Raw genomic sequence first — 23,116 nt, forward strand, 5'->3', positions numbered from 1 at the left:
TTTCATGGGTCAGCTAGACCGTCTTCTGGAAAAAAATCGGGCTTGGGCCAATGGCATCAAGGCTGCGGACCCGAAGTTTTTCGACCGGTTATCGAACCAGCAGGCTCCGGAATATCTCTGGATCGGCTGTGCCGATAGCCGTGTACCGGCAAACCAGATAGTGGATCTGCTGCCCGGTGAGCTGTTCGTCCACCGGAACGTGGCAAATGTTGTGGTGCATACAGACTTCAACTGCCTGTCGGTGCTGCAGTTTGCGGTCGAGGTGCTCAAGGTCAAGCACGTTCTTGTGGTTGGCCATTACGGCTGTGGCGGCGTCCGCGCGGCATTACTGAATGAAGGTTTCGGTCTGATCAGTAACTGGTTGCGCCACGTTCAGGATGTTCGTGACAGGCACAAGTCTGTACTGGACGAGATCCCGAATGAGCAGGACCGAATCGACCGTCTTTGCGAACTGAACGTTGTGGAGCAGGTTGGTCATGTGTGTCAGAACAGCATTGTTCAGGAAGCCTGGAAACGTGGTCAGCCACTGACCGTACATGGTTTCGTTTATGACCTTGGCGATGGCATTTTGCGGGATATGGGGTTGTCCATATCCACCGAGGAGGAGCGCGAACTGGTCAAGCAGAACAGTGTGGATGAGCTGGTTCTGCGCCCGGTTCGTTCGGGGCGCCAAAAGAAGCTGCAGTGTTAAATGCAGCGTTACGTATTACCCAACTCCCATGAAGCCCTGCTCCGAAATAGTCATCTACTGACTGGGAGGCTTGCTCTTCTGGGGGCAAGTTCTTCATCCCTGCTTGCGGAACTGCCGTCGGGCGGCATGGTTATGAGCGAGCATGCCGGTCATGCTCACGCAATGTCGGATTATGCCAGCTGGCAGGTGTGCTTTGGCTACGACGACCCCGGCCTGAAACCTGCCGGGTTTGACACGGTGGTGGTATTTCTGCCGAAAGCCCGGGCGGAACTGGATTTGAGGCTTGCACTCGCCCGCTGGCTATCCGCTCCCGAAGCGACTCTGATTCTCTTGGGCGAGAAAAAGGAAGGCATTGCCGGTGCGGTGAAGCAGTTTAAGGCGATCGCGCCGGAGGCCACCAAAATCGACAGCGCCCGCCATTGTCAGGTTTGGAGGGCAACCGGAATCGAGCCCCTCACTTCGTTTGATCTTGAGGCGTGGATGGGGTGGCACAGGATTGAGTGCGCCGGGGTGTCCGTGGATGTGGCCGGATTGCCTGGAATTTTCAGTCAGGGCGAGCTTGATGGCGGTACGGAGGCCTTGCTGGAAACTTTCGTTCAGACGCCGCTCAAGGCCGACCGCGTGCTGGATTTTGCCTGCGGAGCCGGGGTGATTGGTGCCTGGCTTCAATCCTGGCAGCGTGAGCGAGAAGGTGGGCATGCCACTGTCGACGGTGTGGACGTGCAGTCGCAGGCCGTGATCTGTGCCCGTGCGACTTACGAGCGAGCGGCAGCCGCTGGAACGATAATCGCCTCGGATGGCCTGGCCGAAATTGAAGGGAGCTGGCCGGCTATCGTTACCAATCCGCCCTTTCACAGTGGCGTTAAAACCGATATCTCCATGACCGAGAATTTCCTGAGGGATGTCTCCCGTCACCTTGAATCGCGGGGCGAGCTACGCCTCGTTGCTAACAGTTTTCTGCCCTACGAAACTTTGATTAAGCGCTTTATCGGGCCTGTCGAACGATTGTACGAAGACCGTCGGTTTTGCGTCTATCGGGCGGTACGGCGTTAGATGGGCTTTTCCGGCCCCCTCAACGAAAAAAGCCCCTGGGGTGAGGGGCAAAAGGTTCGCGTCCAAAAAAACGGAGCCAACCGGAAAAGGGATTTGATGTGAACAACTCCTAATTTAGGGTTAATTTCTAGAGTAATCAGCCTAAAATGGCGGTTTCGTAAAGTATTTCCTGCTGGATACCTGAAATGACAACTGCCGTGTTTGATGTTCCCGATGGCCAGCTGACCTTGTCCCGGCCCGGCGCCACATCCCTGAGGGCCTGGGATGCGGCGGATGAACTGTTGGTGGATGCCGCCTTTCGGCGCCTGGACGGAATTGAAAACCCCCGGGTCTTGGTGGTTGACGACCAATTCGGGGCACTCACCCTGGGCTTGCAGGCATTGGATCCGTTGGTCGTGGCTGACAGCGCGGTGTTCCGGGATGCTCTGGCTTACAATGCTCGCACCAATCCGCGCGCGTCTGTTTGTTCATTCGTCCACAGTTGGCTGAACCCTCCAGAAGGCCCTTTTGATGCCGTTGTCCTTAGAATCCCGAGGCAGAGTGATTATCTCGCCTGGCTGTTGCACTGGATCAACGATGTTCTTGTTAACGATGGGGTGGTTATCGCCGGAGGTATGATCAAGCACCTCCCTGACCGAAGCGTGGACATCTTCGCCCAGTCAGTGCATACCGAAGACGTATGCCCGGCCAAGAAAAAGGCGAGGGTGATAATCTGCCGGCGTGGTGAGGTTGGCCTGACGGCTTGGCAGGGAGCGTGGAAAGGTTATGTCCTTGAGGGGACGGGGCTCAGTGTCGAGGGCCTGCCCGCTGTCTTTGCCCGTGAGAAACTGGATATAGGTACCCGTTTACTGCTTCCCCACATTCGGGAAGCCGTTTCCGGGCTAGCCCCGGAAGCGAATGTTCTTGACCTGGCTTGTGGTAACGGTGTGGTTGGACTGAGTGCGCTTCTTCTGCGATCGGACCTGGCCCTGACTTTCAGTGACGTCTCCAGCCAGGCAGTCGCGAGCGCGCGACACAATGTCTCCGTGGCGCTCCCCAATGTCCGGCCGGTCTTTGAACATGTCGACGGGATTCCCGGGACATCATCTCGATTTGAGCGGATTTTCCTGAATCCGCCATTCCATGAAGGTGGTGCGGTCGGGGATCACATCGCCCTCCGACTATTTGATCAGGCCTCAAGGCACCTGGCGCCGTTGGGCCGGTTACTGGTGGTCGGCAACCGTCACCTGGGGTATCACCGTAGCCTGCACAGGTTTTTTCCTCAGGTCCGTCAGCTGGATGCCAGCCCCAAGTTTGTCATTTTTGAGGCCGGCTTGAACTAGCCTGGTTCGATTACAGTGCCGGAGTTGGCCGGTCGTAGCCAAGCCGCGCGAGGGTATCGACTATGGTCTGCGTCTGGCTGTCGATTTCGATGTTGACCAGGTCTCCTTCTCTGGCCTTGCCAAAAATGGTTGCCCGCAGGGTCTCCGGTATAAGGTGTACGTTGAACCTGTTGCCCGTTACTTCTCCGATAGTCAGGCTTGCGCCATTGATGGCAATGTAGCCCTTCGGGAAAATATACCGCGTCCACTCCTTCGGCACTTCAAACCAGAGGGTTACGTTATTCTCCGGGCGTTGGATATCAACAATCCTGGCGGCAGTGTGAATATGGCCGGAGAGGAGGTGCCCACCAATTTCATCGCCGATTCTTGCAGCCCGCTCAAAGTTGACCTCATCCCCTGGTTTCAGGTTGCCCAGAGTGGTTAGCCGCAAGGTTTCCTGCATGGCGTCAAAATATAGAGCATTGTTTTCCTGACGGGTGACGGTGAGGCAGGCCCCGTTGATGGCTACCGATGCGCCGATAGTGATGCCCTCCACCTTATCGTTCGGAAAGCGGATTACCAGGGTGCTCAGCCCGGGGGACGCGCTGACGTCATCGACCGATGCAATGCCTTGAACTATACCTGTGAACATAACCAGACCTCTTTGGGTGAATGCGCGTTTGCCGGGCCGGCAGGAGGGCAAAGGATAACGAGCAGCTGCGTCATTGCCAAGGTTGCTGATGGCGGGCAGGCCAGTTGCCGGAGGATAACTCAAGAACAGGGTTAAACGGTCGATACCCTTTAAGGTACGCACCCTAAGCGCCAAGATAATGCTTTTACTGGACAATTGAGCATGGCTGAAAATCAGAGGACTCTCCAGTCCGCCTCAGAAACCGCCGAGGGAGCCGTCTTACGACCGGGCCGGGCAGCAGATCCTGTGCCAACGGAAACCCCGCAGGCATTGCCTGAGCTGGCTCGAGAGGAGGAAGACGGCGAAGCAGACTCCGGGGAATCCAGGGCCAGTGAACTGCCCGAAACAGCGATTGAACAGGCGCTCGCCAGGTCGAGACAGCACAAGTTGAGATTGATGCTGCGCCAGTGTGACCGGGTACTGTTGATGGACTTCGAGTTACTGGCAATGAATGACTGGCCGGATAACTATACCCTTGCCCTGGCGCGACGTAGCCGGGATCTCTGGGTATTCAGCGCACTGATTGCCGCTGTGGTTTTTCTGAGTGGACTGAGCGGGTTCGTACCGGCCTGGATTGCGGGAGCGGGGTTCGGTGCGTTCGTTGTTATTCTGCTGCTTGGTGTGCCGTCTATAAGGCGCATATACAGTTCAAAACCCTCGTACTTTGAGGTCATCATCAAACGTCACGGTATGATGCGCGATGCGCGCCGCCATGCGGCGCACCTTGAGGGTGACGATGGGCTGGTCTGGCAGTGTGCGCGCATGGCGGAGTTCAACCCGATCCTGAAACACCCTCGTTTCAGCGATCTGCTCAGGTTGTCTGAACACCGCGTGTTGCCTCGTCGTTTGGCCCGTCGCGAACATGTACGTCTGTATCTGATCTACCTTCTTGAGGCCGAGAAGGCTTATGGCCGGGTGCAGAGAGCCTTTTTTGAGGGAAACCAGGAGGCGATTGACCGGGGCTGGCAAGAAGCTGTAGCGGAGCCTGAGGCCAGAGCTTGACAAGATGGCGCTTCAAACGTATGTTTCAAACAGACGTTTGCTAGAGGCACTGATAATAAAATGGCACAGTCTGATACCGTTGACCGGATTCTTGATGCAGCTGAAGAGTTGTTTGCTGACCGGGGGTTTTCCGAAACTTCACTCAGAATGATCACCAGTAAGGCTAAAGTAAATCTGGCCGCTGTCAATTATCATTTTGGTTCAAAGAACGCGCTCATTCATGCTGTGTTCGCGCGCTTTCTCACACCGTTTTCCGCCACGCTCGAAAAAGCGTTTGATGAGCTGGAGGAGCAGTGCAACGGCGAGCCTGCCACGCTGAATCAGACGCTATGGGCCCTGACTGAGAGCGCTGTCCGGATGCCGCAGCGCAATGAGCAGGGCATATCCATCTTTATGCGCCTTCTTGGGTTGGCCTACACCCAGTCACAGGGTCACCTCAGAAAGTTTCTGGAGCAGGAGTATGGTCAGCCTTTCAGCCGGTTCATGCGCTTGCTGAAAGAGGCGACGCCCCAGTTATCGGCGGTGGACAGGTACTGGCGCATCCAGTTTATGCTCGGTGCAACTGCGTTCACCATGTCCAGCAGCGATGCTCTGAGAGATATTCTCCAGAACAAATTGGGCGTCGAGACAACAGTCCAGGAAATTGCCGCTCGACTCGTCCCCTTCCTGGCTGCAGGCATGCAGGCCGAAGACACCATGCTGGTTCCCTCCGCTGGCGGCAAAACCTCGGTTGCCTGAGTTCAGCGGTCTCGGTTAGGCTTCCCTCTGGCACTTGCCCGAAGGGAGTTTGACCGGTTTGAGTCACGAACCCATTTCTGTCCCACGAATTGACATAAACCTGCATCGACAGACGCTAACCCTCCTTGGCGCGTCCGGCGAAGTCATCGCTCGCTATTCTGTTTCCACGGCCCTCAACGGAGCTGGAGAGAAGGACAGCAGCGGCTGTACACCTCGCGGAGAGCATTATATCCGGGCCATGATCGGTAAAGGGCTGCCGTCCTGTACGGTCCTCAGGGGCCGGCGACCGACCGGTGAAATCTACAGCCGCGACCTCGGTGAGCAGAATCCCGGCAGGGACTGGATTCTTAGCCGTATCCTTTGGCTTTGTGGTCTTGAGTCCGGCAAAAACCGTGGCCCCGGGGTCGATACTTTCCGTCGCTTCATATACATTCACGGCACGCCGGACACCGAACCCATGGGCATCCCCAAATCCCATGGCTGTGTCCGTATGCGCAATGCCGATGTTATTGACCTGTTTGAACGGGTTGACCCCGGAACTGCGGTTTTTATTCATTAAACGAGAGTGCTCAGAGGGATTCGATGATCGGAGACGCGGTTTCCATGCTGAACGGCTGGATTGAAGGTTTTGGCCTGCTGTCCCAGGGCTGGCGTGCTGGTATCGTTGTGTTTGCGCTGGTATTTGGGACGGCAACAGTCGCCTATATCGCCAGCCATATTATCGGGACCCTTGAGCGGAAATTCAGCAACACCCAAAATCTCTGGGACGACGCAGTCCTCCACGCGGCGCGCAAACCCTTGGTGGCTTTCGTTTGGTTGCAGGGGGTTTATTGGGCCGCTGAGGTGGCCCACCACTTCTCGAAAGCCGAGGTTTTCAAGGCCAACGACACCGTCTTGCAGATCGGCTTTATCTGGATCTTTGTGTGGACGGTGCTGCGAGCCATCAAAGAAGGTGAGAAAATCCTCGTCTCGCCGCTGAAGATGGAAAAGCCGATGGATTACACCACGGTCAATGCGGTGAGCAAGCTCTCCCGTGCTGTGGTGATTATTACCGCTGTGCTGATCGCCATGCAGTCACTCGGTTATAGTATTTCCGGGGTTCTGGCCTTTGGTGGTGTCGGCGGTATTGCTGTTGGTTTCGCGGCCAAGGATCTGCTGGCAAACTTCTTTGGTGGCTTTATTATCCATCTGGACCGGCCGTTCAAGGTCGGAGACTGGGTCCGGTCTCCGGACAGGAACATCGAAGGAACCGTTGAGCATATTGGCTGGCGCCTGACCACGCTCAGGACCTTTGATAAACGGCCGCTCTATGTGCCGAATGCGGCGTTCACGACAATTGCCGTAGAGAACCCGTCCCGCATGACCAACCGGCGTATTTCCGAGACCATAGGAATACGGTATGCCGATGTCAGCCAGATGGCTACGATTGTCTCGGATATCCGGGCCATGCTGGAGAGTCACGAGGAAATTGACAGTGATGAAACGCTGATCGTGAACTTCCTCGCGTTCAATTCGTCGTCATTGGACATTATGGTCTACACCTTCACCAGAACGACCCAGTGGGTCCGCTTCCATGAGGTGAAGCAGGATGTGCTCTTGAAAATCAGCGAGATCATTGAAGGGCATGGTGCTGAAGTGGCGTTCCCGACCCGCACTTTGCATCTGGCCGACGGCTTGCGGGCGCCGGATCAAACCGGGGAGCGGCAAGGCTACAGTTCTCAGGCCGGGGCCAGTCGGTTGCCGGTATCTGAACAAACAACCCGGGCCGGAGACGCAGAGTGACCATTCCCTCGGAGACACACCCCGTCGGTATTATCGGCGGCACCGGACTTACGACCCTGCCTGGTCTGGAAATCATTGGCGAACAACTGGTGGAAACCTCCTGGGGTGTGCCTTCGTCGGCGTTGGTTGAAGGGCGGCTTGGCGACCAGAGCGTTATCTTCCTCTCCCGCCACGGGAACCCTCATCGCATTCCTCCCCATCAGGTGAACTATCGGGCCAATATCCGGGCGCTCTACGATGCCGGCGTGCGAACTGTGGTTGGAGTGAATGCCGTCGGGGGCATACATCATGATATGGGGCCCGCTCACGTTGTTATTCCGGATCAGCTTATCGATTATACCTGGGGGCGCCCCAGCACCTTTTTTGAAGACGATCTGAACGAGGTCACGCATATCGATTTTACCTGGCCCTATGATGCCGGTGCCCGTCAGATTCTTGCGGAGGCCGCGCGGGATGTGGGAGCACCTTTCTCGGATTTCGGAGTTTACGGCGCAACCCAGGGACCGCGGCTTGAGACTGCGGCGGAAATCCGCCGCATGGAGCGGGATGGCTGTGATCTGGTCGGAATGACGGGGATGCCGGAAGCTGTCCTGGCTGCCGAGCTGGGAATGCGCTATGTCTGCCTGGGATTGGTAGTGAATTGGGCGGCCGGGAAATCCGAGCACATCATTACCATGGCGGAAATTGAAGAGGCCATCGAAAAGGGTATGTCCGGGGTTAGAGGCATACTAACAGTTTCGATGGCCGGGCTTGGGAAGCTTACTCCGCTGCCTCAATCTTCTTGAAGAAAATAAGCACGCCGATCGTCGGGGAGTCGAGGAAGTGAATCTCCTCGCTTCGCATCCGCCGAGTCTCGCGAATCCAGGTGAGGAGTTGCAGGGGGGCTGCTGGCACTGCCTCGGTCATTTCCATGCCAGTGGCCATGTCGCCCATGTCAATGGCTTCCGGTGTGGCAACGGCATCCGTGTCGGCTGGTTGAATGTCCACGGCCTGATTCGCTGGCCGCGCTGATGGCTCCGGGATTTCAGTGTTGTCTGAAGGTCGCCAGTGGTTCAGGTGAACGCCCACGTGCAGATACCGCTGGCGGTCGATGGTGATGGTTCCCTCGATTTCGCGTGTTCCTGCATCGTCAAGCCAGTCTCCGACGGCGACCTTGAGTGGTTCCCCTTTGTAGTCGGGAGGAAACGCTTCGTACCAGCCAGCGCTTACCAACACCCGATAGCGACCGCTGCGTTCCAGTCTCTGGGCCGCAGAATCAAGATGCATCTCATTATCCGGCACCAGCTCCAGTGTGCTTTCCGTTGCGCCGTCTTGCCCGACCGACCACAGTACCTTTTCGGCTGCCGGTGTTGGCTCAACGGTGCGGTCCGACATCTGCTCGTTGACCGATTCAGGGCTGATGATCCGTTCCAGAATGATGAACTCCGCCCGGTAGTAATCATCGGGAACGTCTTTGGCGGACATGTCCGCTTGTTGTGCGTGGCCCGCCAGTGACAATGCCAGCAGCAGGGCTGATACCAGTAGGCGTGCCGTATGCCGGCACCAACGATTACCATAAATCTGCAAGGGTATTACTCCACGTGTGGTTCGGGCTTTCATGAGGCGGTCGCAGCCGTTTGCGCAGGTGCCAGTTCGCCAAGCATTCCGGAAACGCCGTTGAGTTTACCACTGGTAGACGTGTCCTTCAGCCGAAAACGAAAGGTGCTCGCGCCCTCAAGGCGGTATTGGTCTGGCGCGGATTGCACTTTCTTAACCAGGACCAGTGGGTCAACGGGAGTCGAGCTGCCAAACTCCAGTCGTGCCCATTCCTTGCCAGCATCTACCTTTACAATGCCCAGCGCCTCTGCTTGCAGGCGAAGCTCGGTTTGGTGGACCAGATTTTTTGCCGGTTCAGGCAATAAACCGAAGCGATCAATCATCTCAACCTGAAGTTCTTTTAACGCTTCTTTGCTCTGTACGCTGGCGATGCGTTTGTAAAGCATGAGGCGATTATGGACATCGGGCAGGTAATCCTCCGGAATAAGGGCCGGGATTCGCAGGTTCATTTCGGTGCCGTGGCTCAGGGGCAGGTCTGCGTTCGGAGTCCGCCCCTCGCGAATGGCTTTCACCGCTTCGTCGAGGAGTTGCATATAAAGCGTGAAGCCAATGCTCTCGATTTGACCACTCTGCTCTTCGCCGAGCAGTTCACCTGCGCCGCGGATTTCCAGGTCGTGGGAGGCGAGCATAAAGCCTGCTCCCAAGTCCTGTGACTCGGAGATCGCATCCAGCCGCTTTTTCGCATCCGTGGTGATGGATTTTGGGGGAGGGGTCAGCAGGTAGGCGTACGCCTGGTGATGCGAACGCCCGACCCGGCCGCGGAGTTGATGAAGTTGGGCCAACCCAAACTTGTCTGCGCGCTCAATGATGATGGTGTTGGCGCTGGGGATGTCGATCCCGGTTTCGATGATGGTCGAACACACCAGCACGTTGAAGCGCTTGTGGTAAAAGTCCGACATTATCTGTTCCAGTTCCCGCTCGCGCATCTGCCCGTGAGCGACGCCAACACGGGCCTCAGGGATAAGGCGACGCAGGTCTTCAGCGGTTTTTTCGATGGTGGCGACATCATTGTGCAGGAAGTACACCTGGCCACCTCGCAGAATTTCCCGGAGGATGGCTTCTTTAACCATGGCATCATCCCGCTGGCGGACGAACGTCTTTACCGATAGCCGGCGAGCCGGCGGTGTCGCAATGATGGAGAGATCCCGCAGGTGGCCCATAGCCATGTTCAGGGTTCGTGGAATCGGGGTCGCCGTCAGGGTCAGCATGTCCACTTCCGCCCGCAAGGCTTTCAGCTTCTCCTTCTGCTGGACACCGAAGCGGTGTTCCTCATCGATGATGACAAGGCCCAGGTTCTTGAATCTGATATCGCCCTGAAGAAGTTTGTGAGTTCCGATCACAATATCGGCCCTGCCGTCTTCGATCGCTTCCATTGCCTTACGGGTCTGGGCGGTGCTGCGGAAACGGCTGAGCAACTCGACATTGACGGCGGTATCGGAGAACCGGTCCCGGAAGGATTCATAGTGTTGCTGGGCAAGCAGAGTTGTGGGTACCAGCACGGCCACCTGTTTACCGGAGTATGTCGCTATGAAAGCTGCGCGCATGGCGACCTCGGTTTTACCGAAGCCCACGTCGCCGCATACCAGTCGGTCCATTGGGCGCTCACTGGTCATGTCCTCAATAACCGACTGAATTGCCACTTCCTGGTCCGGCGTTTCTTCGAATGGAAATCCAGCGGCAAAGGCACGATAGGCCTCTTTCGGATCATCAAAACTGTAACCTTTTCGGGCTTCCCGCCTCGCATAGACATCAAGAAGCTCGGCAGCAGTGTCGCGAATCTTTTCCAGTGCTTTTTGTTTCGCGTTGCTCCAGCGCTCAGTGCCTAGCTTGTGCAGCGGCGCGTGTTCGGCATCGTTTCCTGCATACCGGGAAATCAGGTGCAGGCTGGAAACCGGAACGTAGAGCTTTGACCCCCCGGCATACTCAAGCATGAGGAACTCGTTGGACTCGCCATCGAGGGTAATGGTTTCCAGCCCCCGGTAACGGCCTACGCCGTGATCGATGTGCACCACAGGCGCACCAATCCGAAGCTCAGACAAGTCCCGGTAGCCAGCATCGTCCGTTTCAGTTGGCTTTTCCCTGCGTCGGCGCTGCAGCACGCGCTGGCCAAACAGAGCTGTTTCGGTGATCAGCGCCACCTGCCGATCTCTGAGCACTAACCCTTGCTCCATCGGTGCGATGGTAATACCGAGTGGGCACTGTTTGTCCTCAAGGAACACCTGCCAGTTCTCGCGGGGCTGTGGTTTGAGCTGATGATTGCCAAGGTTTTCGATCAGGGCTTCTCTGCGGCCTGAGGACTCTGCGCAGATCAGCACCCGGCCACTGAATTCGTCAAGAAAACGCTTCAGCCGGGTGGCCGGGTCTGCTGCCCGGCCATCCATGGCGATGTCCGGAAGGCTGTCAGTCGGGCAGTTTTCCGCACCTGCTCCACTCGCCGTCTCGTTTGTGATGGTTACCCTGGGAAAGGCTTTCAGGTGTCGGAACAGTTCATCCTGCTGAAGAAATAGCCTGGTGGGAGGCAGGATGGGCCGCAGGCGATCATGGCGCCTGTCTTCATAGCGGGTTCGCGTTTCAGTATCGAAGAGGCTGACAGCATCGTTGAGACCTGCGGCTGTGAATACATGAGTGGCCCCGGGCAGGTAGTCAAAAAGGGTTGCCGTTTCATCGAAGAACAACGGCAGATAATATTCGATCCCCGGCGGTGTGATGCTGTGGGTAACATCCTGGTAGATGGGGATATCCTTGTCAGCATTCGGGAACTGTTCAAACCATCGACTGCGAAACCCGGAGCGAGCCTCCTTGTGCCACGGGAATTCATAGGCCGGCAACAGTTCGATGCGCTCGATCCGGTCGATCGAACGCTGTGTCTCCGGGTCAAAAGTACGCAAGGTTTCAATTTCATTGTCGAACAGGTCAATGCGGTAGGGCAGGTTGGAGCCCATTGGAAATATGTCGAGGATTGCACCGCGGACTGCGTATTCGCCGTGTTCATAGACGTTCTCTGAATGCCGGTAACCAGCCGACTCAAGCTGCATGCGCCAGGAATTTATGTCCAGCGACTGGCCAATTTCAAGCAGAAGGGTGTTGCCCTGAAGGTAATTGACCGGCGGAAGGCGGTGCATCAGGGTTCTTGCCGGCACAACAAGCACGCCGTGACTGGTGGCAGGCAGTCGGTGCAGAGTGCGAATGCGCCGGGAGGTGATGTCCTGGTGCGGCGAGAAAAGGTCGTAGGGCAGAGTTTCCCAATCCGGCAGTGACAGCAATTCGAGGCCATCGCTGGTGATCGCTGCACCGTCCTCTTCCGGCGGCAGCCCCAGGAAAAATCGCATCGCCTGTTCCAGGCGAATTGCATCACTGGTGCTGCGAGTGATCACCAGAGTCAGCCCCTGGTGAGCGCGCGCACTCTCGCAAATGGCCAGAGCGTCGCTGCTGCCATGCAGTTGGCCCCACGTGCGGTGGTCTGCCGGCTTTTCCGGAAACTCCGGAGCGATCAGCGTGTGGGAAAACGGGGGTGTGGATGCACCTTGGCTCATGGGCAGTCATGCTCTCCTGCTATGGGTGACCGGGAGACGGCGAGGCGCGTATTCTAACGCTCGAAGGAGTCGGTGTCATGGCGCCTGCTGTGACCAGTGTCTCTTGGCCGCTTTTACGGGGATTGTCGGAAGCGAACTGTCTACGAAGGTAGGGGCAGTCCGTATTTGCTGTTGGCCTGTTTAAGTTGGATAATGTGCGCCCGAAATTATTATCAGTGCTAAACAGAGGTTCCAATCGTGAGTCACGAACAGATCAATCAGCACCTGTCTAACTGGACGGAGAGAGAGTCCACAGCGGAAGCCATGATTCCGCTGATCGGTCGTCTCTATCGCAAGAATAACGTGGTTACATCTGTCTATGGTCGCGCCATAATTAATCAGTCGGTGATCGACATCATTCGTGCCCATCGCTTTGTTCGCCAGGTGGAAGACAGTGAGCTGTCTGTTCATGACACTCTGCCGATTCTGCAGGCCATGGATTCTCTGGAGCTGGGTCGTGCCCATGTCGATATCGGCAAGCTGGCGGTCAAGTTCAAGGATGAGGGCGGTGATCTGGTCGAGTTCCTCAAGCGCGAAATCGGCCCGATAGTCGGCCAGTATCCTGCTCAATCCGAAGAGGATGCCAATAACGATACCAAAGACGTGGTGCTTTATGGCTTTGGTCGTATCGGTCGTCTGCTTGCCAGGATCCTGATCGAAAAGGCCGGTGGCGGCAACAACTTGCGCTTAAGGGCTATTGTGGTTCGCAATGGCGGTGCCGAAAACGATCTGGAGAAGCGTGCGAGCCTGCTGCGTCGTGACTCAGTCCATGGTCCCTTTGATGGCACCATCACCGTAAACGAGGAAGAGTCGGCCCTGATCGCCAACGGCAACTACATCAAGGTGATCTACTCTGACGGTCCCGACAAGGTGGACTACACCGAGTACGGCATTAACAACGCTATCGTGGTCGATAACACTGGCAAGTGGCGTGATGAGGCTGGCCTCGGGTTGCACCTGAAGTCCCGCGGTGTCAGCCGTGTGATCCTGACTGCGCCGGGCAAAGGTGATATCAAGAATATTGTCTATGGCATCAACAACGACTGGATCACGGATGATGACAAGATACTGTCAGCGGCGTCATGTACGACCAACGCCATCACGCCGGTGCTGAAAGCGATTGAGGATGAATACGGTATCGAAGACGGACATGTCGAGACGGTCCACTCTTATACCAACGACCAGAACCTGATCGATAATTACCACAAGGGTAGCCGTCGCGGCCGCAGTGCCCCCCTGAACATGGTTATCACTGAGACCGGCGCCGCCAAGGCTGTTTCCAAGGCGCTGCCAGTTCTGAAAGGTAAGCTGACCGGCAATGCCATCCGCGTTCCGACTCCGAATGTGTCCATGGCGATCCTCAACCTCAATCTGAAAAAGGATGTGGACGTTGAAGGCGTGAACGAGTATCTGCGGGACATGGCTTTGCACTCAGAGCTTCAGAAGCAAATAGACTTCGTGAATTCTCCGGAAGTAGTTTCAACGGATTTCGTGGGATCACGTCATGCAGGTGTGGTTGATGCCCAGGCAACCATAGCCGCCGGCAAGCGTCTGATTCTGTACGTCTGGTACGACAACGAATTTGGCTACAGTGCCCAGGTCGTTCGTGTTGTGAACCAGATGGCGGGTGTTACATACCCGATCTTCCCTGAACGTGTAAGAGGCTGATTGAAACGTGCTCTAGTTGGCATGTAACGTCTCCGAAAACCCCGGTAACGAGAGTTGCCGGGGTTTTTTGTTGCGGGCAGCTATGACCTCAAGGGTTCACGCCCGGGCACAAACCCGTTCCGGTTTCTGGTGGAAATAGGATCCCTTAAACTCTATAATTGGCGCGATTTTGGGTACGTCTGGCACCCGGTTTCTCATCTTTTCCTGCGTCGAACGATGGGTTGTGCTCTGGCAGCGCGACCGCTTTCGCAAACTTTGGGCTACCTTGTGGTGCAAACCGGAGAGGAAACCTGGGCCGCAGGGGCCGGACGTTACAAATCCATAGACTAGTTTCTGATGATTGGATGAGGCTAATGATCAAGATCAAAAAAGGCCTGGATCTTCCCATCAGCGGCGCTCCCGAACAGACCATTACTGATGGCAAACCCGTTCGCCACGTGGCGTTGATCGGTTTTGACTACAACGGCATGAAGCCGACGATGGCTGTGAAAGAAGGGGACCGTGTCAAGCGCGGCACGCTGCTGTTCACGGACAAGAAGACCGAAGGCGTTCGTTATACCTCACCCGCCGCTGGCGTGGTGAAAGAAATAAACCGTGGTGAGCGTCGCGTATTTCAGTCGATCGTTATCGAAATCGATGGCGATGAAGCTGAGACCTTTGCACGATACAACGACGAGGATCTTGCCGGCCTGGAACGCCAGCAGGTAGTGGACAACCTGGTAGAATCCGGTCTGTGGACGGCGTTCAAGACTCGCCCATACAGCAAAGTTCCCGCTATCGACACCGCTCCGAGCTCCATTTTTGTTTCCGTTATGGATACCAACCCGTTGGCAGCGGATCCCACTGTCATCATTGGCGAGAACAGCAAGGCTTTCGAGAAAGGTCTGACGATTCTTTCCGCGCTGACTTCCGGCAAGGTGTTTGTGACGGGTAAACCAGGCTCTAATGTTGCAGTGCCCGCGTCAGACAACATTGAAGTTCACCAGTTTGAAGGTGTGCACCCGGCAGGTAATGTTGGTACCCATATACATCATCTTGATCCCGTGTCCGGCAGCAAGGTTGTATGGTCTGTCAACTATCAGGATGTGATCGATATTGCCAGGCTGTTCGAGACTGGCGAAGTTCCCTCTGACCGTGTCGTCGCAATTGGTGGGCCCAAGGCAAAGAACCCTCGTCTGGTTCGTACGCGCCTGGGCGCAAGCCTGTCCGAACTTCTGGAAGACGAAGTTGATACCGATTGTGAGGTTCGCAAGATTTCAGGTTCGGTCTTCGGTGGTCGCCGTGGCGATGGCCCTTGTGCCTATCTTGGCCGGTTTGCCAATCAGGTGTCGGTGCTGGAAGAAGGCAACAAACGTGAATTCATGGGCTGGCTCTCTCCGGGGCCCAACAAGTTCTCCATCCTGAACATTTATCTGTCCAAGCTGTCGGGTGGCAAACTGTTCAACTTCACCACAACGACCAACGGCAGTGAGCGCGCCATGGTCCCGGTGGGTGCCTATGAGCAGATAATGCCCCTGGATATCCTGCCGACCCAGCTGCTGCGTTCGCTGATTGTTGGCGATACCGAAATGGCGCAGAAGCTAGGTGCTCTGGAGCTGGACGAAGAAGATCTGGCGCTGTGCACCTTTGTGTGCCCGGGTAAATATGAATACGGTCCGATTCTCCGTGAGAACCTGACCCGAATCGAGATCGAGGGCTAACGCGATGGCTATCAGACAGTTTCTCGATGGAATCGAGCATCATTTTGAAAAGGGCGGCAAGTACGAGCGGTGGTATGCGCTCTATGAAGCCGTAGATACCATTTTCTACACCCCTGCCAGCGTGACTTCCACAACGGCTCATGTGCGTGACGGCGTTGATCTCAAGCGCATCATGATCACAGTCTGGATGTGTACGTTTCCGGCGATGTTTTTCGGTATGTGGAACATCGGCTTTCAGGCCAACAGTTTCCTGGCGGCAAACCCCGATGCCATGATCGCCGATGGTGGTCTGCGTACTGCCTTCATCCAGGCTCTTGCGGTCACAGGGGCCGGAGTGGGTGTATGGGATAATTTCGTTTACGGCTTGGCGTACTTCGCGCCCATCTACTTCATCACTTTCGTCGTGGGTGGTTTCTGGGAAGTACTGTTCGCGACCGTACGTCGTCACGAGGTCAACGAAGGTTTCTTCGTGACGTCTGTACTGTTTGCGCTGATTTGCCCCCCCACCATTCCTCTTTGGCAGGTGGCTTTGGGTATTACCTTCGGTGTGGTTATTGGCAAGGAAGTGTTCGGCGGTACCGGCAAGAACTTCCTGAATCCTGCGCTGACCGGCCGTGCGTTCCTGTATTTCGCGTACCCGGCACAGATTTCCGGCGACACGGTTTGGACTGCAGTTGACGGTTTCAGCGGCGCAACAGCACTGAGCTGGGCTGCTAGCGGTGGCCTTGACGCGCTCAAAGAACAGATCGGCTGGATGAATGCGTTCATGGGTACCATTCAGGGTTCCATGGGTGAAACCTCTACATTGGCGGTTCTCATTGGTGGCATCATCTTGCTGGTTATGAAGATTGCCAGTTACCGGATTGTTGGCGGCGTACTGATCGGCATGATCGGTATGTCTCTGTTGCTCAATATCGTCGGTTCTGAAACTAACCCGATGTTTGCCATTCCGGCCCATTGGCATCTGGTCATGGGTGGTTTTGCCTTCGGCATGATGTTTATGGCAACGGATCCGGTGTCTGCAGCAATGACCAACACCGGTCGCTGGTGTTTCGGTATCCTGGTGGGCGTGATGACCATTCTGATCCGTGTGATCAATCCGGCCTTCCCGGAGGGCATTATGCTGGCCATTCTGTTCGCCAACCTGTTCGCGCCGCTGATGGATCACTATGTGGTCCAGGCCAACATCAAACGGAGGCTTGCTCGTGGCTAAAGCTAAAGAAACTGTCTCCAGAACTCTGATTGTTGCATTGGTCCTGAGTATTGCCTTCTCTGTCGTGGTTTCTACGGCGGCGGTTATGCTCCGTCCAGCTCAGATCAAAAATCAGAACCTGGATATCAAGACCAACATCCTGTCTGCTGCCGGTTTGCTGGAGCAGGGCGCCAGCGCTGAACAGATTGAGGAGCAGTTTGGTCAATTTGATGTTCGTCTCGTTAACCTCGATTCAGGTGAATTTGTCGAGCCGGCCTCCGTGGGTGTTCAAGACCCGATGAAGTACGATATGTACAAGGCCGCGTCCGACCCGCAGCTGTCCACCAACATCCCGGCGTCGGAAGACAAGGCTGGCATCAAGCGCCGTCCAAATATCGCCAAGGTATTTACCATGAGTGAGAATGGTACGGTTACCCGTGTGGTGCTTCCGATTCACGGCTATGGTCTGTGGTCTACGCTCTACGGCTTCATATCACTTGAAGGCGATCTGAATACGATCGAAGGACTGGGTTTCTATGCGCATGCAGAGACGCCGGGCCTCGGAGGCGAGGTGGACAACCCGCGCTGGAAAAAGCAGTGGGTAGGAAAAGAAGTATACGGCGGCCAGCTTGCAGACCCTCAGATCCAGTTGGTTAAAGGAGGCGTTGGCGCTGATGCGGCTAACAAAGAGCACAAGGTCGACGCGCTCTCTGGTGCAACACTGACCAGTCGCGGTGTTCAGCAGTTGGTAAATTACTGGATGAGCGATCGTGGCTATGCGCCATTCCTGAAAAAACTCCGTGAAGGGGAGGTCTGATCATGGCAAATGCAACGGCCAAACAGGTTCTCTTCGAACCAATCTTCAGTAATAACCCGATTGCCTTGCAGATTCTTGGTATCTGCTCGGCGCTTGCGGTAACTACCAGCATGAACGTGACTATCGTGATGTGTCTGGCGGTGACTGCTGTGACCGCGTTCTCTAACCTGGCGGTTTCGCTGGTTCGCACCCAGATTCCTGGCAGCATAAGGATCATCGTACAGATGACCATTATTGCTTCCCTGGTAATCGTGGTTGACCAAGTCCTTAAAGCCTACGCATACGAAATCAGCAAACAGCTGTCCGTATTCGTTGGCTTGATTATCACCAACTGCATCGTCATGGGCCGCGCGGAGGGGTTCGCGATGAAGAACGGCCCCTATTTGAGTTTCCTTGATGGCATTGGCAACGGCCTCGGCTACTCGGTGCTGTTGTTGTTCGTCGCGTTCTTCCGCGAGCTTTTGGGTGCAGGCTCACTGTTTGGTGTGACCCTTATGCCGACCGTGAATGAGGGCGGTTGGTATATTCCCAATGGCCTGCTGCTGTTGCCACCTAGCGCGTTTTTCATCATTGGTCTTGCAATATGGGGACTGCGGGTGTGGAAGCCGGAGCAAGTTGAGGAAGCGGATTACAAGATGTCTCGCCACACAGCCAAGGAGGCCTTCTGATGGAGCATTATCTCAGTCTGATTCTGAAGGCAGTTTTCGTTGAAAACATGGCGTTGGCCTTCTTTCTCGGTATGTGCACCTTCTTGGCTATTTCCAAGAAGATTGAGGCCGCTACTGGTCTGGGTATTGCGGTTGTCGTGGTGCTCACTGTCACCGTTCCGGTCAATAACCTGCTGTACAACAGCATCCTCCGTGAAGGCGCCCTCGAATGGGCGGGTTTGTCCAACGTTGATCTGAGCTTTCTCGGCTTGATTACGTACATTGGTGTAATCGCGGCAATTGTTCAGATCATGGAAATGGTTCTGGACAAGTATATCCCATCGCTTTATGCGGCCCTTGGGGTGTTCCTTCCGTTGATTACCGTGAACTGTGCCATCCTGGGTGCTTCATTGTTTATGGTTGAGCGGGATTACACCTTTGGTGAAAGCGTAGTGTATGGCTTCGGTGCTGGCGTTGGCTGGGCACTGGCAATCATTGCACTTGCCGGTATCCGCGAAAAGCTCAAGTACAGTGACGTTCCGGAAGGTCTGCGTGGCCTGGGCATTACCTTCATTACCGTAGGTCTGATGTCCCTGGGTTTCATGTCCTTCTCCGGCATCTCTCTGTAATACATCCGGTGATTCGGTTTAACGAAAAGGCGAGACCATGAATACAGAAATTATTCTCGGCGTGGTCATGTTCACCGTTATCGTTCTGGCGCTGGTTGCGATCATTCTCGCGGCCCGCTCCAGGCTGGTAAGCACCGGTGATGTGACCATTGAGATCAATGACGATCCTGAGCACACGGTAAAAACTGAAGCCGGTGGCAAGTTGCTTGGCACGCTGGCAAACAACGGGATTTTCCTGTCGTCAGCCTGTGGCGGCGGCGGTACCTGCGCCCAGTGCAAATGCAAGGTGTTCGAGGGCGGTGGCGCCATGCTGCCGACAGAAAAGACTCACTTCACCAACCGTGAAGAGAAGGAAGGCTGGCGTCTTTCCTGTCAGGTCCCTGTAAAGCAGGACATGAAGGTGGAAGTGCCGGAGGAATTCTTCGGTGTCAAGAAGTGGGAGTGCGAAGTGGTTTCCAACCATAACGTGGCCACCTTCATCAAAGAGCTGGTATTAAAACTTCCGGAAGGCGAGGAAGTCGATTTCCGCGCCGGCGGTTATGTGCAGCTGGAATGCCCTCCATACGATATCAGCTTCAAGGATTTTGATATTGAGAAGGAGTTCCACGAAGACTGGGATAAGCACGATATCTGGCGTTACCGGGGCGTAAACAAGGAGGAAACCATACGGGCTTACTCCATGGCGAACTACCCTGAAGAGAAGGGCGTTCTCAAGTTCAATATCCGTATAGCTACGCCTCCTCCTGGTACGGATCACCCGCCGGGTATCATGTCGACATACGTTTTCAACATGAAGCCGGGGGATAAGGTGACCGTGATGGGGCCATTCGGTGAGTTCTTCGCAAAGAAGACTGACGCAGAAATGGTGTTTATTGGCGGCGGTGCTGGTATGGCGCCGATGCGCTCCCACATCTTCGACCAGCTGAAACGCCTGAACTCCAAGCGCAAGATCAGCTTCTGGTACGGTGCCCGAAGTGTCCGCGAGATGTTCTACGTGGAAGACTTCGATATGCTGCAGGAAGAAAACGAGAACTTTGAATGGCACGTTGCTCTTTCTGACGCTTTGCCTGAGGACAACTGGGAAGGTCCTACCGGATTTATCCATAACGTCCTGTATGAGCAGTATCTGAAGGATCACCCGGCACCGGAAGATTGTGAGTTCTATATGTGTGGACCCCCAATCATGAATGCCTCTGTCATCAAGATGCTCAAGGATCTCGGCGTTGAAGATGAAAACATCATGCTGGATGATTTCGGGGGGTAATTCGCTCAGATGACATCCAGCATTCCACGACCCGTCAGGGGGGCTCTGGTCAGCGTCTGTTGGGCGCTGATCATCGCTGCCCTGGCGGGTTGTTCGTTTCAGCCCGAAGAAAAGGTGTGGGAAATTTCCGGGCCAGTGTTTGGTACCACATACCACATCAACGTTGTGTTGACGGATGACCAGTCCAGGCTGGAGAGCCTCGCCTCAGGCATTAAGGGCGAGCTTGAGACGGTGGATGCGGCAATGTCTACCTGGCGCTCGGATTCCGAGCTGTCTGAGCTGAACTCAAAAGCAGATCAGTCTGAGTGGTTTCCTCTTTCCGAGCCCTTGTATGAGGTTTTGAAAACGGCGGAGGAGATTTCGGAGCTGACTGGTGGCGCGTTTGACGTGACCATTGGGCCAGTGGTGAATCTTTGGGGGTTCGGGCCTGAGGCGCGCCCCGAGCAGGTGCCCTCTGATGACCTGCTAGCCCGGGTTCTTGAGCAAACCGGCCACGACAGGCTGGAGTTGCGTGCAGATCCACCTGCAGTCCGTAGCGATACGCCTCAGTACGTTGATCTGTCGGCTATAGCAAAGGGTTACGGGGTTGACGTGGTTTCCCGTTACCTCGAGAGTGAAGGCGTGGATGCTTATCTGGTTGAAATAGGTGGTGAAGTCCGTGTGAGTGGTCACAAACCTGACGGAGATGCATGGCGGCTGGCGATCGAACAACCTGTTTCGGCAGCGAGACAGGTCAACCGGGTGGTTGTTCTTGAGGATCGCGCCATGGCGACATCGGGAGACTATCGTAACTATTACGAATCGGAAGGACACCGTTATTCCCATACAATTGATCCTGCAACCGGAAAGCCGATTTCACACAATCTGGCATCGGTGACGGTCATTGCCGACGATTGCAAAACGGCGGATGCTCTGGCCACTGGTTTCAATGTTATGGGTTATGAGCAGGCGGATGTACTCGCTACCAGGGAGAACATCCCGGCCTATTTTATTATACGGACAGAAAACGGGTTTGAGACGCACCAGACCCCCGCGTTTTCGTCCTACGTTACTCAGTAAGGGGAGGGCAATATGGGTACCTTTCTTTTGGTTCTATTTATTGTGGTTCTGCTCGTTGCGGGCATGTCCATTGGTGTGATCTTTGGCCGTAAGCCGATCAGCGGTACTTGTGGCGGTATTGGTGCCTTGGGTATCAACTCCTCCTGCGATATCTGTGGTGGCAACACCCAGAAGTGCGAAGAGGAGAATCAACGCACGGCTGAGGCTGGAAAGCAGTCAGGCGCGCTTGCCTACGATGCCAGCAATGTCGAGAAGCACTGACACAGACTTGATAATTACAATCACATTTTCACGACGTAGATAAGGAGTTACTGCGCGCATGGCAGAGCATCATTACGACGTCGTCGTTATCGGCGCTGGGCCTTCCGGTGAAGGTGCGGCGATGAATGCGACGAAACACGGTAAACGTGTCGCGATCATCGAAGACAAGCCCACCGTTGGGGGTAACTGCACGCATTGGGGCACCATTCCTTCCAAGGCCCTGCGTCACTCGGTCAAACAGATCATCACCTTCAACACCAACCAGATGTTTCGTGATATCGGTGAGCCGCGTTGGTTTTCATTTCCCCGGGTGCTCCAGAACGCGCAGAAGGTGATTGGCAAACAGGTTAAGCTGAGGACTCAGTTTTACTCCCGTAACCGTGTAGACCTGATCAATGGCCGTGCGTCATTCCTCGACAAAAACCGCCTTGAAGTCCGGGGCAACAAATCTGTAGAAACCCTGCACTTCAAGCAGGCGATTATTGCCACTGGTTCCCGTCCGTACCTGCCGCCTGATGTGGATTTCCGTCATCACCGGATCTATAACTCGGATACCATTCTGAACCTGTCGCACACTCCCCGCACACTGATTATCTATGGAGCCGGTGTCATCGGGTCAGAGTATGCCTCTATCTTTGCAGGATTGGGCGTAAAGGTGGATTTGATCAACCCTGGCAGCCGCCTGCTTTCTTTCCTGGATGACGAGATTTCGGATGCCCTGAGCTACCACCTGCGGAACAACGGCGTACTGGTGCGTCACAACGAGCAGTATGAGTCGGTAGACGGTGATGACCATGGGGTCGTGCTGTCCTTGCAGTCAGGCAAGAAGATTCGTGCGGATGCCTTTTTGTGGTGTAACGGCCGTAGCGGTAATACCGAAAGTCTGGGTCTGGAAAATGTTGGCCTGGTACCCAATGGCCGGGGGCAGCTGGCGGTTGACGAGCATTACCGTACTGAAGTGGAGAATATTTACGCAGCGGGGGATGTCATCGGCTGGCCAAGCCTTGCCAGTGCTGCATACGACCAAGGGCGGTCTGCCTCTTCCGACATTGTGAACGATGAATACTTCCGCTTTGTATCCGATGTGCCGACCGGAATCTACACGATTCCCGAAATCAGTTCCGTTGGCAAAACGGAGCGTGAACTGACTGAGGCCAAGGTTCCCTATGAAGTTGGCCAGGCGTTCTTCAAGGATCTGGCGCGGGCCCAGATCACCGGGGAGGCCGTGGGTATGCTGAAAATTCTATTTCACCGGGAGAGCCGCCAGATTCTGGGGATTCACTGTTTCGGTGACCAGGCGGCGGAAATTGTGCACATCGGTCAGGCCATCATGAATCAGGAGGGTGAAGCCAACTCTCTGAATTATTTCATCAATACAACCTTCAACTACCCGACCATGGCGGAAGCCTACCGGGTTGCCGCACTTAATGGCCTGAACCGGATCTTCTGATCC

21 protein-coding genes are annotated in these 23,116 nt (G+C 55.4%); 18 read left to right on the forward strand and 3 right to left on the reverse strand.

Translation table 11 applies throughout. The annotated features are described in order from the left end of the window. Positions 1–4: 4 nt before the first annotated feature. The 3 genes from can to BKP64_RS03100 all read left to right on the forward strand — a co-directional run bounded on the left by can (position 5) and on the right by BKP64_RS03100 (position 3,066). Positions 5–691 carry a carbonate dehydratase gene (gene can / locus BKP64_RS03090; RefSeq protein WP_070965895.1) on the forward strand — a complete coding sequence of 229 codons (687 nt, stop codon included), beginning with the start codon at positions 5–7 and terminating at the stop codon, positions 689–691. Beyond that, complete coding sequence (locus BKP64_RS03095; protein WP_070965898.1) at positions 692–1,744, forward strand: class I SAM-dependent methyltransferase; 1,053 nt, start codon at positions 692–694, stop codon at positions 1,742–1,744. A 185-nt stretch (positions 1,745–1,929) separates the two neighbouring features. Further along, entirely contained in the window at positions 1,930–3,066 is a 1,137-nt protein-coding gene (locus tag BKP64_RS03100; RefSeq protein ID WP_070965901.1) for a class I SAM-dependent methyltransferase, read from the forward strand. A gap of 10 nt (positions 3,067–3,076) precedes the next feature. Here BKP64_RS03100 and BKP64_RS03105 read toward each other — a convergent pair whose 3' ends face one another. After that, positions 3,077–3,697 (reverse strand): riboflavin synthase, encoded by a 621-nt coding sequence (locus tag BKP64_RS03105; protein ID WP_070973525.1) that lies wholly within the window; start codon positions 3,695–3,697, stop codon positions 3,077–3,079. A gap of 201 nt (positions 3,698–3,898) precedes the next feature. Between BKP64_RS03105 and BKP64_RS03110 the strand changes: the two genes are divergently transcribed. From BKP64_RS03110 to BKP64_RS03130, 5 genes are all read left to right on the forward strand, one after another. Next, on the forward strand, positions 3,899–4,738 hold the full coding sequence (locus BKP64_RS03110) for a hypothetical protein (RefSeq protein ID WP_070965904.1): 840 nt from the start codon (positions 3,899–3,901) through the stop codon (positions 4,736–4,738). 60 nt (positions 4,739–4,798) lie between these two features. Beyond that, complete coding sequence (locus tag BKP64_RS03115; RefSeq protein WP_070965905.1) at positions 4,799–5,476, forward strand: TetR/AcrR family transcriptional regulator; 678 nt, start codon at positions 4,799–4,801, stop codon at positions 5,474–5,476. 94 nt (positions 5,477–5,570) lie between these two features. Continuing rightward, the gene (locus tag BKP64_RS03120) at positions 5,571–6,035 is read left to right on the forward strand and encodes a L,D-transpeptidase (RefSeq protein WP_257785942.1); all 465 of its coding nucleotides are present in this window, start codon (positions 5,571–5,573) and stop codon (positions 6,033–6,035) included. Positions 6,036–6,058: 23 nt separating this feature from the next. Further along, entirely contained in the window at positions 6,059–7,258 is a 1,200-nt protein-coding gene (locus BKP64_RS03125; protein ID WP_070965911.1) for a mechanosensitive ion channel family protein, read from the forward strand. Beyond that, on the forward strand, positions 7,255–8,043 hold the full coding sequence (locus BKP64_RS03130) for an S-methyl-5'-thioinosine phosphorylase (RefSeq protein WP_070965914.1): 789 nt from the start codon (positions 7,255–7,257) through the stop codon (positions 8,041–8,043). The genes BKP64_RS03125 and BKP64_RS03130 overlap by 4 nt, the downstream gene beginning before the upstream one ends. On the opposite strand, the gene BKP64_RS03135 is transcribed toward BKP64_RS03130, so the two are convergent. Both BKP64_RS03135 and mfd read right to left on the reverse strand, forming a co-directional pair. Further along, positions 8,018–8,824 (reverse strand): CsiV family protein, encoded by an 807-nt coding sequence (locus BKP64_RS03135; protein WP_070965916.1) that lies wholly within the window; start codon positions 8,822–8,824, stop codon positions 8,018–8,020. The genes BKP64_RS03130 and BKP64_RS03135 overlap by 26 nt on opposite strands. Before the next feature lie 29 nt (positions 8,825–8,853). Beyond that, entirely contained in the window at positions 8,854–12,387 is a 3,534-nt protein-coding gene (mfd, locus tag BKP64_RS03140; protein WP_070965919.1) for a transcription-repair coupling factor, read from the reverse strand. A 303-nt stretch (positions 12,388–12,690) separates the two neighbouring features. Between mfd and BKP64_RS03145 the strand changes: the two genes are divergently transcribed. From BKP64_RS03145 to sthA, 10 genes are all read left to right on the forward strand, one after another. After that, positions 12,691–14,094 (forward strand): glyceraldehyde-3-phosphate dehydrogenase, encoded by a 1,404-nt coding sequence (locus BKP64_RS03145; RefSeq protein WP_418287603.1) that lies wholly within the window; start codon positions 12,691–12,693, stop codon positions 14,092–14,094. A gap of 353 nt (positions 14,095–14,447) precedes the next feature. Then, entirely contained in the window at positions 14,448–15,794 is a 1,347-nt protein-coding gene (locus BKP64_RS03150) for a Na(+)-translocating NADH-quinone reductase subunit A (protein ID WP_070965925.1), read from the forward strand. Between the two features lie 4 nt (positions 15,795–15,798). Beyond that, positions 15,799–17,007 carry an NADH:ubiquinone reductase (Na(+)-transporting) subunit B gene (locus BKP64_RS03155; protein ID WP_070965926.1) on the forward strand — a complete coding sequence of 403 codons (1,209 nt, stop codon included), beginning with the start codon at positions 15,799–15,801 and terminating at the stop codon, positions 17,005–17,007. Continuing rightward, the gene (locus tag BKP64_RS03160; RefSeq protein ID WP_070965929.1) at positions 17,000–17,803 is read left to right on the forward strand and encodes a Na(+)-translocating NADH-quinone reductase subunit C; all 804 of its coding nucleotides are present in this window, start codon (positions 17,000–17,002) and stop codon (positions 17,801–17,803) included. Before BKP64_RS03155 ends, BKP64_RS03160 begins: the two co-directional genes overlap by 8 nt. Before the next feature lie 2 nt (positions 17,804–17,805). Beyond that, positions 17,806–18,471, forward strand: coding sequence for an NADH:ubiquinone reductase (Na(+)-transporting) subunit D (locus tag BKP64_RS03165; RefSeq protein ID WP_070965932.1), 666 nt, complete (start codon positions 17,806–17,808; stop codon positions 18,469–18,471). Beyond that, complete coding sequence (nqrE, locus tag BKP64_RS03170) at positions 18,471–19,079, forward strand: NADH:ubiquinone reductase (Na(+)-transporting) subunit E (protein WP_070965935.1); 609 nt, start codon at positions 18,471–18,473, stop codon at positions 19,077–19,079. Before BKP64_RS03165 ends, nqrE begins: the two co-directional genes overlap by 1 nt. A gap of 37 nt (positions 19,080–19,116) precedes the next feature. Then, the gene (nqrF, locus tag BKP64_RS03175) at positions 19,117–20,343 is read left to right on the forward strand and encodes an NADH:ubiquinone reductase (Na(+)-transporting) subunit F (RefSeq protein WP_070965937.1); all 1,227 of its coding nucleotides are present in this window, start codon (positions 19,117–19,119) and stop codon (positions 20,341–20,343) included. Positions 20,344–20,352: 9 nt separating this feature from the next. Continuing rightward, positions 20,353–21,402: an FAD:protein FMN transferase gene (locus BKP64_RS03180; protein WP_070965941.1), complete on the forward strand. Its 1,050-nt coding sequence runs from the start codon at positions 20,353–20,355 to the stop codon at positions 21,400–21,402. A 12-nt stretch (positions 21,403–21,414) separates the two neighbouring features. After that, the gene (nqrM, locus tag BKP64_RS03185; RefSeq protein ID WP_070965943.1) at positions 21,415–21,663 is read left to right on the forward strand and encodes a (Na+)-NQR maturation NqrM; all 249 of its coding nucleotides are present in this window, start codon (positions 21,415–21,417) and stop codon (positions 21,661–21,663) included. 58 nt (positions 21,664–21,721) lie between these two features. Continuing rightward, positions 21,722–23,113: a Si-specific NAD(P)(+) transhydrogenase gene (gene sthA, locus BKP64_RS03190; RefSeq protein WP_070965946.1), complete on the forward strand. Its 1,392-nt coding sequence runs from the start codon at positions 21,722–21,724 to the stop codon at positions 23,111–23,113. Positions 23,114–23,116 lie beyond the last annotated feature (3 nt).

Origin of the sequence: Marinobacter salinus (assembly GCF_001854125.1) — a bacterium.
Lineage (GTDB): Bacteria > Pseudomonadota > Gammaproteobacteria > Pseudomonadales > Oleiphilaceae > Marinobacter > Marinobacter salinus.